Source organism: Microbulbifer jejuensis (genome assembly GCF_047289955.1).
GTDB lineage: Bacteria > Pseudomonadota > Gammaproteobacteria > Pseudomonadales > Cellvibrionaceae > Microbulbifer.
On record NZ_JBLBUB010000025.1, the window covers coordinates 61496 to 71399 of the forward strand.

Annotated in this window: 10 protein-coding genes; 1 reads left to right on the top strand and 9 read right to left on the bottom strand. The window is 47.2% G+C overall.

Translation table 11 applies throughout. The features are described 5' to 3' along the window. The 7 genes from ACL7TT_RS15795 to ACL7TT_RS15825 form a co-directional block, all read right to left on the bottom strand. The gene (locus ACL7TT_RS15795; RefSeq protein ID WP_413396832.1) at positions 1–1080 is read right to left on the bottom strand and encodes a glycosyltransferase; all 1080 of its coding nucleotides are present in this window, start codon (positions 1078–1080) and stop codon (positions 1–3) included. A 138-nt stretch (positions 1081–1218) separates the two neighbouring features. Further along, positions 1219–2295, bottom strand: a complete 1077-nt coding sequence (locus ACL7TT_RS15800) for a DegT/DnrJ/EryC1/StrS family aminotransferase (RefSeq protein WP_413396833.1) — start codon at positions 2293–2295, stop codon at positions 1219–1221. After that, entirely contained in the window at positions 2296–2880 is a 585-nt protein-coding gene (gene wbpD / locus ACL7TT_RS15805; RefSeq protein ID WP_413396835.1) for a UDP-2-acetamido-3-amino-2,3-dideoxy-D-glucuronate N-acetyltransferase, read from the bottom strand. A 62-nt stretch (positions 2881–2942) separates the two neighbouring features. Next, a complete protein-coding gene (locus tag ACL7TT_RS15810; protein ID WP_413396837.1) occupies positions 2943–3890 on the bottom strand; it encodes a Gfo/Idh/MocA family protein in 948 nt (315 codons plus the stop codon). Between the two features lie 18 nt (positions 3891–3908). Beyond that, the gene (gene wbpA, locus ACL7TT_RS15815; RefSeq protein WP_413396839.1) at positions 3909–5222 is read right to left on the bottom strand and encodes a UDP-N-acetyl-D-glucosamine 6-dehydrogenase; all 1314 of its coding nucleotides are present in this window, start codon (positions 5220–5222) and stop codon (positions 3909–3911) included. A 160-nt stretch (positions 5223–5382) separates the two neighbouring features. Further along, a complete protein-coding gene (locus ACL7TT_RS15820) occupies positions 5383–6483 on the bottom strand; it encodes an LPS O-antigen chain length determinant protein WzzB (protein WP_413396841.1) in 1101 nt (366 codons plus the stop codon). Positions 6484–7195: 712 nt separating this feature from the next. Beyond that, positions 7196–7516, bottom strand: coding sequence for a hypothetical protein (locus ACL7TT_RS15825; RefSeq protein WP_413396842.1), 321 nt, complete (start codon positions 7514–7516; stop codon positions 7196–7198). Positions 7517–7617: 101 nt separating this feature from the next. Between ACL7TT_RS15825 and ACL7TT_RS15830 the strand changes: the two genes are divergently transcribed. Continuing rightward, positions 7618–7857 carry a hypothetical protein gene (locus tag ACL7TT_RS15830; protein WP_413396843.1) on the top strand — a complete coding sequence of 80 codons (240 nt, stop codon included), beginning with the start codon at positions 7618–7620 and terminating at the stop codon, positions 7855–7857. Between the two features lie 90 nt (positions 7858–7947). On the opposite strand, the gene ACL7TT_RS15835 is transcribed toward ACL7TT_RS15830, so the two are convergent. Next, positions 7948–8487 (bottom strand): Dps family protein, encoded by a 540-nt coding sequence (locus tag ACL7TT_RS15835; protein WP_413396845.1) that lies wholly within the window; start codon positions 8485–8487, stop codon positions 7948–7950. A gap of 183 nt (positions 8488–8670) precedes the next feature. Further along, positions 8671–9837, bottom strand: a complete 1167-nt coding sequence (locus tag ACL7TT_RS15840) for an efflux RND transporter permease subunit (RefSeq protein WP_413396847.1) — start codon at positions 9835–9837, stop codon at positions 8671–8673. Positions 9838–9904 lie beyond the last annotated feature (67 nt).

Here is a 9904-nt window from a genome sequence, read left to right on the forward strand (position 1 = left end):
TTAATGTTTCTCTGAAGCCGCAAGAGCGTATGTCAGTTTTAGCTTTGAAAGAACAGAACGCAATCCATACTTCAGTGTTGGCACATTTAGTGATGACTTCCCAATCTCACCGGATTTAATTTTATGGGCCAGCTCAAAAAGAGTGGATTTATCATAATCCAACAGCATATATCCTTTATTTTGGGATAGATAATCCTTATAGGATGGTAAATCACTTAATACAGGGAAACTTCCCAGCAGTGAAGGCTCTACAACCCCTCCTCCTAGGCTGTCTGACAGTGGAATAGAAAAATGAACGTCGGACTTTTCATATATATAATAAAGCTCGCCTTCATCAAGCAACCTATCAATCAGTCTGATCTTTGACACATCCACACATTGCAGAAACCTATCAACATCATTCGAAGCGGCAAACCCTTGAAGAACAACGATTTGATTCTTTATGTTTTCTGCGAGCATCGTATTTATTATTTTTGCTGCCGCCTCAGGATTATAAACACCAGCTAGTCCGCGTGGAAAAACGATATATCCGTTTCCACACAGAGAAAATTCCTCTTCAAGTTTTCTTCCAACTTCAGCTAGCGCTAAATCATTTGGTCTATTTAGGGGAAATCCCCAGTAAAATATATCTGTCTTTTCAAGTGCTCCAGGACACTGTTTATTTGCTTCTTCAGCAACATAGAGGGCGGAAGTATGCAGCCTAGTGGATTTCCTTAAAACTAACTTATTGATAAACTTGAAGACATATTTCTTGAATATGTTCCCCGAGGTCGGCGCCAATAACACGTCCGACCCCCAGAGCGCAACAACTAACGGGCGGGACTGAAACAGGCAAAGCAGCCCATAATGATTTAGTCCGTGAGCATGTACTATATCTGGCTTGTATTTCTTTATTAATTTTCGAATTTTAATAAAATTCAAATACCCCCAGAATGACTTCAATTCTCCAAGGTCAATCGCACTTTCAACATGCTTGGCATTATGTGACGCAACTACAACATTAAAGCCCTCATTCGTCAGGCTGGACTGAAGCCGTCTAATTATTGGTGAACTAATCGGTCCCAAAACTAACACTTTCACTTAAAAACCTTTCTTGTTAAACTGGCCTACACTTGCTCTCCACTAACCACTCAATATAATCAAGATTACAACTCTACATCTGGTAACTTCGAGACCGGGTCACGCCCCTAAAGCTGCGGGAGAATAATCTATCGCCTTTTATAAAATCTCAACGATGGCAGAAAGCTGCTCATCCGCCAAATACGGATGCATCGGCAAACTCAACACCTCTTCAGCCACTGTGTCTCCTATCGGCAGCGAAGCGTCATTATCCGCTACCGCCGGTTGTTTATTTAACGGAACGGGGTAATGCACTGCGGTTGGAATATTGGCACCTTTAAGGGTTGCCTGTACATTAGCCCTATTCTTAACACGGATAGTATATTGGGCATAAACGCTAGTATTATGAGGCTCGATATATGGAGCCCTTTCTTCCCCATCCCGCCCCAGTAATGCATTGTAAGCCCGGGCTACCTTTTGACGCAGCTGGATTTCTTCCGCAAAAATCTCAAGCTTGGGCAGCAGGATTGCAGCTTGCAGCGTGTCTAAACGACTATTAACGCCGACCCGAATATGATGGTAACGACGATCTTGCCCGTGCCTAGCAATCTGGCGTAGCACTCTTGCCAATTCTTCATCATTGGTAAAAATCGCACCGCCATCGCCATAGCAGCCCAATGGCTTGCTAGGAAAGAAACTTGTGCAAGCAATTGTCGTCAAACCACAAGAGCGGTTGCCCTTATAGATAGCCCCAAAGCTCTGTGCTGCATCTTCAATTACGGGCATATTGTATCTGGCGGCAACTGCATTAATAGAATCAAAGTCAGCACACTGTCCATAGAGTGAAACTGGAATAATAGCCTTAGTACGCGGGGTGATTGCGGCTTCCAACAGCTTCGGATCAAGGTTGTAGGTACGTGGATCGACATCTACGTATACCGGCTTTGCACCTAAGAGAGCGACCGTTTCAGCTGTAGCAATATAAGAAAACCCAGGGGTAATGACTTCATCACCAGGACCAATTCCCAAAGCCATCTGGGCAATCTGCAGAGCATCAGTACCATTGGCGCAACTGATACAGTATTTACACCCAACAAAATCAGCTAGTCTTTCTTCCAACTCGGAGACCTCCGGACCTAGAATATATTGGCCATGAGTCAGGACACGCTGAATTCCTGCGTCGATCCTCTCCTTAATGAGTCTTTGCTGGGCCTTTAGATCTATGAACTCAATCATTTACTGCACATCCACTTTTTTGAGGGTGGTGCCATTCAAAATATACCGTGCATTCGTGTGCTGGCATGTCCCTTCCCCTTCGCCTTTAATTGGCAAATCCAGCTGTTCACCAAATGCGCTCATCCAACCAATTTGTCGCGCAGGCAAACCAACCATCAATGCATAATCCGATACATCCTTGTTCACCACTGCACCCGCACCGATAAAGGCAAACTCACCAATAGTGACACCGCAGACAATGGTACAATTAGCCCCGAGAGTAGCCCCCTTTTTCACCAAAGTATCACGATACTGATCTTTGCGCACAATTAAGGAACGTGGATTATAGACATTGGTAAAGACCATGCTTGGCCCACAGAACACCCCCTCTTCAAGAATGACATTGTCGTATACCGAAACGTTATTCTGTACCTTGCAGTTGTCACCGATAACGACTTTGTTTCCAACGAAGACATTTTGACCAAGAGATACTCCCTTTCCGATGGAAGCACCGCCACAAACGTGTACAAAGTGCCACACGCGCGAACCATCTCCAATTTGTGCGCCATCATCGACGATGGCACTTGGATGTTGATAGTGGGTCATATAGGCCTCTTTGCTCAACTATGTGAATATGCAGATTGCCAGTAAGCTGACATCTACAAATATCAAATAAGTCGCTGCAGGAATGGGTGCCCCTTGTTATATTCCGGGCTAGTAATGACAGTAGAACGGATCGCATCTACGGTTTCCACACAATGACGTGCATCTTCGATACCATAGCCTCGTCCGGCGAGAATTTCGCGATAACTAATGGTATGCAAGTCTGTAAATCCTTCCGAGAACTCCACCTCCTCGCTATTAACAGTAATCGAGCGGTACGTAGGCTTTTTGCCTTTAACTGACTCAGGTAGATCATTGGCATCGATGGATAGGAACCAACGAACACGTGCGTTCTCATATTCGAGATAACCCGCTACCTTGCAATCGCTACTGTAATGCACAACATTGTGTTGCAAATCACCAAAAATAAAATGTAACATATCGAAGAAGTGCACACCAATATTAGTGGCCACTCCGAAAGACTTCCGCGGGTCGCCTTTCCAGCTCTCCATGTACCACTTACCCCGTGAGGTAATATAAGTCAGCTCTACATCATTTTTCTCGTCACTAGCTTCATTAGCGACTTTATCTTTTAGATCCAGAATTGCCTGGTGATGCCGCAATTGGAGAATATTGTAGACCTTCCTATCAGTTTCCCGCTCGACAAGGGATAGTTCATCAAGTAGCTCGGGCGTTGGCACCAGCGGTTTTTCACAAATTACGTCGCAGCCCAAGCGCAAACCAGCAGCGATATGAGCATGATGCAGATAATTTGGTGAGCAAACTGCAACGTAGTCTAATTCGGTCGTAGAATTTCGCTTCAGAGTCCAGGCATGTTCAGCGAAACGTTCAAACTCAGTATAGAATTCACTTTGCGGAGAAATACTATCGATAATACCGACGGAGTCGTTGATATCATAAGCAGATACCAACTCATGACCATTATCTTTGATTGCGCGCATGTGGCGCGGAGCGATATAACCGGCTGCGCCGATCAGTGCAAAACGTTTCAAAAGTTCAACTCCAGTGAATCAAGCTTTGATGATGTGAGATTCAGGTGCACGGTATTTTCCACGACTATCTACAATCAGGCGCGCATTCTGGCGAATCAGATCATAGTCGAATTCATCATGGTCGGTGGCGAGTACAACCGCATCAAATCGGAGAAGCGATTCAGTCGTTAGTGGCTCGCTGGACAGACTAAAATGATGCTCACGCATTTTCGGGAAAACCGACACATGGGGGTCACTGTAAGCCACTTGGCTACCCTTAGCTTCCAGCAATTCCATAATTTCGACTGAAGGCGACTCACGCATATCATCCACATTCTTTTTGTAGGCGATACCGAGAACCAACACCTTGCTTCCTTTCAACGCCTTGCCATTGTTATTAAGGCCATCCATGAGCTTGTTGACCACGTACTCAGGCATTGCCTGGTTGACCTCGCCAGACAGTTCGATAAAGCGCGTATGCAAACCATATTCTCTAGCTTTCCAGGTCAAGTAAAAAGGATCGATGGGGATGCAATGCCCCCCCAATCCAGGCCCTGGATAGTAAGGAGTAAAACCAAATGGTTTGGTAGCAGCTGCATCAACTACTTCAAAGATATCGATACCCATACGATCAGCAACAACCTTCATTTCGTTGACCAAACCAATATTCACTGCACGGTGAATATTTTCCAACAATTTGGTCATTTCCGCTACTTTGGTCGAGCTGACAGGCACGATCTTGTCGATTGCATGCTCATAGAGAGAAAGCCCGACCTCCAAGCAGGCAGCAGTATGGCCACCAATAACTTTCGGAATAGTACGAGTCTCGAAATCGGGGTTACCTGGATCTTCCCGCTCAGGGGAATAAATCAGAAAAATATTCTCACCGACGCACAGACCATTTTGCTCGATACGAGGCAGCAGTTCTTCTTCAGTGGTACCTGGGTATGTGGTGCTTTCTAGGGAAACCACTTGACCATCACGAAGATAGGGCTTGACAGCATCAATTGTGCTGACTACAAAGCTCATGTCCGGCTCGCGATATTTGTTGAGAGGGGTTGGTACACACAGAATAAGAGCGTCGCACTCAACTGCACGCCGAAAATCGGAAGTAGCCTCAAAACCAGTCTCGCAAGCATCCGTAATCTTTTCATCAGATATATGTTCGATATAACTATGCCCAGCATTAAGTTTAAAAACTTTGTCCGTATCGATATCAATGCCAAGTACGCAATAGCCAATATCGTTATACCTTAGCATCAAAGGAAGACCGACATAGCCCAGACCAACTATACCAATGATGGCCTCCTTACTCTTGAATTTTGCAATACTCGCCTGCCTAATCCCCGACATCAGGTCTAACTCCAGTTAAAAATTATTCTCAATAATGCATTTAGCACACTCTAAGTACAATGTTCTATCATTTACGGAGCACCTTCTTGGTATCAAATGCAACGCAAACGTAGTCAGAAGCAATACGCCCTCTGCGGCCCAGCATCAATAAAAAAACCTGTCAAGTTGTTAGCGTGGACTGACCAGTTGAATATGAAGAATTTTGAGCAACGGCAAGTTGTTGCTTACTAAACATCAATCGAACTAATGCAATGAAGGTACCTAGCATGCCTCCAAGCAACACCCCCAGCACCAAACTTAATGCCTTTTTAGGTTTGATAGGCTTATCTGGAGTTTCCACGGCGCCATCCGGGCGGGAAACAGCCATATTTCCAGGGGAAACCTGAAAGCCGCCATTAAGGGAACTGTATTGCTTTTCCAGGTTGCGTAACAAAGGTATAAACGGGTCATCCGATGCACGACCTTCCAAAGCCTCGATCTCAGCGCGGAGCGCTTTCGTACCACGCATATACATTAACTCACCATCCATGAAAGCGGCCAACTGTTGCGCGACTTGTCCGCTGATGAGGGGCGGCCTCTCCAGTCCCACTGCTTCTGCTACAGTCAAAGCCTCCCTGAGTTTAACGATGCGATCATTTTTATGAGTTTTTGCAAACTCCCTCAAGATTTTGAGCTCCTTCTGGATCTGCTGGCTTCTTATCTCCACCTCACGCTGCGTGTTGCTCAAAACATCAGTTATGGATTGGCGAGTTACCTGATCCAAATAGTCTTTGGCCCACTTGGCTGCCTGTGCTGGGTCATGGCGCTCCACTACAATAAAATAGGCTGGCTGGCTTTTGGTCGGCGCCTTGATTTTAAGCACCGTGCCAAACCCTGTATACAACTGGTCCTGTGATCCTGAGCGCCGCTCACTATCGAGAGACGGCAAGTATACATCCCTGAAGAATTGGCGACGGCTCTCCTCGGATTGCAGATTGCGAGTAAACACAGCGTAGATATCGTCCACCGTGAAGGGTGTAAACCCACTCTTCCCACCCCGCGCCAGGTTGAAGCCAGCAATATCGCTGAGTGTCGGCGGCAGTACAGCAATACGCGCCTCATAAACCGGCTTACTCGAGAATGTATAAAGTGCAGCCCCCAGTGTAATCACGAAGGTGGCTGCCATTATCAACCATTTTTGAGCCCACAATCCTTGTATCAGGGCAGCCAGGTCAATTTCGTCGCCCTCTAGTACTCTGCCTGGATCAGTAGTATAAGTCACTTTCGATCTACCCCAAATTTGAAGGATTGTAATTTCTCATGTATGCCAGAGTAACGGCTCAACACTCTGAACGCTGCCGCAAAAAATGCTGCATTCTGCCACTGCTCTCGGGCATTGCAACCCCCTACCCCCAACAAAGATTGGGCAGGAGCAGGTTCCAGCTGATACCGAATACCTATATTCTAATTTACCTACCAATTCAGCTTTGATCGGCAGGCTTTAGAAAAATTGTGCTGTAAGCTGTAGGAGGATGCAGGAGACTAGTGTCAAGCGTTGTGTCTTTTGTGTATGCAAATATCTTTCTAGTCTCAGTAGCCAGAAGATCCTGCCTATCACAGGCGACATGGGGGTTGCTGAATTTTTTCCTTTCACGACCAGTTAAATCTACTACTCCCCACTACCAGGATTGGGTGACTACACAATGTGTCTCGATTGAGTGCTGCTAAGCCAATGAAATCGAACTCGGTGATGTTGGATGAACCTCCGCCTGGCAAGGCATAGCCCGCCGAGCTAATCAAGCAGCAGAGTGTATACGAATTGACCATCAACATATAGTCCAAACTCTACTATACGATAGGATTCGCCCAGCCTGGTTAGCTGGCTACACTATTAATTAATGCCTCGCGCTTTTTCAATAGGCTTGCCTTTTCTCGTTACTGACATATCAGGTAAAAACCGAACCCGACTGTCTACTTTTCAGGCAAAATCATGATTATTTTTTGCTCAATTTATCCAGTTTGGTATCACCCAAAATCCGTGTCAAGCGGGGTAAATACCGAGTAAAGGAACGCTGTATTCCGCACAGTACCGTCCACCAGAAGAACAAATATTGCCCGAATGGATTAAAAATTATACAAACATCCACCAAAACAAAGAATTTAGCCATCGCATTGATATGATGTGAAAAACTTCCATCAGATGAAAATAGAAAGGTTCTATCAAGGCTTTTATGAACAATTTTCATCCAAAACAAGCGCGCGCAACCTTGCAAACCGCCAGCCAGAATGAGGAGCCCAGGGAATTCCCGTCGCAATTCCCTCTTTCCCTGGAACCGAGGCATGATAGGGCTTTCAGGAGTGCTTTACTTTTTTTATCCCTCCCTGAATTGGCTGAATTTCCATTGATTGAATACCAATGAACAGCTTTGTGACTGATCACCCTGGAAATAGTCATCAATTTTGGGCTTTGAATATTTCGGATGATTATTCTAAAGAGCTGATAGGCCAGCGCGCTGCCTTCTCAGTCACCGGTGCAATGGCTGGCCGGTTGCCCGACCAGCATATCGAAGACAGCAGCCTCCCTGATCAGATCACCTGTGGCAATAACACCGGATTCTCGAGCCAGGCGATGCTCCTCTGGCAGCAGCCCTCTTGAGCCAAGCTGGCATTTCTCCAAGCAGGTAAGGCAATCCAGTGCCATTACAGATATCATCCACTGCGTGGCCGTTGGTGGTACTTTTCAAGCCTAGTGCCGGGTCAAGCCCGAGCTGCGGCTCGCCTCAAACAGGAACCAGGCCCGCCTTTCAGCCTGATCGATAAATTCCTCCAGCAGGCTGCTCGTTCCGACATCGCGGTGCTCATCACAGAGTGCATGCACCTCACGCATACGGACAATCATTGCCTGATTGTCCTCGCGCAGTTCCGCCAACATGTCCTGCGGGTCCACATACTCGGCGTCATTATCGGAAGAGCGCTGCAGTTTGGCGATATGACCAATGGAGTGCAGCGTGGTGCCACCCAGCTTTCGCACCCGCTCGGCCAGTACGTCGGTTATGTCCAGAATCTCCTCTGCCTGTTCATCAAACAGCAGGTGGTAATCGCGAAAGTGTGGGCCGCTGACATGCCAGTGAAAATTCTTGGTTTTCATAAACAGCCCGAAGGTATCTGCCAACAGCGTATTCACCGAGCCGGTAATGTCTTCGCGCGCGCGCTCACCCAAATCGGTGGGGGTATTGAGCCGCGTGTGCTCTTTGGTGTGCAGGGTTTCTCTCGCTGTCTTTCTCATGACCAACCTCGTAATAATAACGACAGTAAGCGATATGGGTGGGAAAAATTCACGCCATATAGGCCAATACTAGACAGCAGCAGCATGACTTGCCATTCAGAAATCCTTATCGACACTCAGGGCCAAATGGTGCCTGCAATATCTCCGCTGGGATCCACCATTTACCCCTGTGGAGCAATCCGGCTATGTCACTGGTCCAGGCTCTGCTTTGATGGCCTGGCCCCTCCAGCGAATCCATTTCAAGTCCATCACCAGGGTGGCATAGAGTACCGGAACCAATAACAAGGTACCGCAAGTAGCCAACATCAAGCCCCCAATCTGAGCAAAGCACAGAGGTTGCCACAAAGGGCCGCCATGAAAGGCGAGGGGTACCAGTGCAAAGGTGGTCGCGGATATAGTGATGAGGATGGGGCGCAATCGCATAATACCGGCATCCAGCAGAGCCTCCCTAAAGGGGTCACCCGCCCTTTGGCGCACTTCAATAAAGTCAAACAGCACGATGATATGACTGACAATCACGCCTATCAGGCTGACAATACCAAGAAACGCCATAAAGCCAAAGGCTTGGCCGGTCATGTAGAGTGCCAGTAAAGCCCCCACCATGCCTAAGGGTACAACGGCAAAGACCACAAGCGGCTTGACAAGACTGCTGAACTGAAACACAAGCGCCAGGAAAATTGCACTGGAAGACACCGCCATGATGATCAGTAACTGCGTGAATCCGTGCCTGGCATTTGCAGCATCCCCGGATATCTGCAACTGATAGCCCTTGGGGAGCGTTCTCTCCAATTCTTTTAAGTCCCTCTCGATATCCGCCATAATATCGGACGATATAAACCCGGCATAAGGGTAGGCAAACACCGTGATGGTGCGGAATTTTTCCAACCTGTGAATTCTCTGCGTAGAGAAATGGATATCCACCGTTGCCACCTGCCTGAGCGGCACACGGATATCACTGTCTGCAGCAAACACATAAAGATCCTCTACATCCTGTAACTGCCCACGCTGGTCCAGGCGCAGCTGTGCGACAATAGGAATCTCCTTGTCCCCCTGGCGCAAAGTGGCCAGGGGTGTCCCACTGATCGCGGTAGAAGATGACAGGGCTATGTCCGCATTGGTAACCCCGGACATGCTCGCCCTGTCCTCTTGGATGTTCATATTCAGTATCAGGCTTTCGCCAGCCCAATCCGGTCGAACACTGCGTGTATACTTTGAACGCTGAACGACGCTCCGCACCTTTTCGGCAATTTGACGCAACATCAGGATGTCTTGAGTTATAACCGAATCTGGTGTTTGAGGGTTTGAAAGAAAGCAGCGTATCTGGTTGATTTGTTGTCGCCAAACAGTCAACCAACCAGGAATACACTGCTATGGATAAGAATACCGTTGTTGAGTTTGCAGGTCGACATGAGACAGT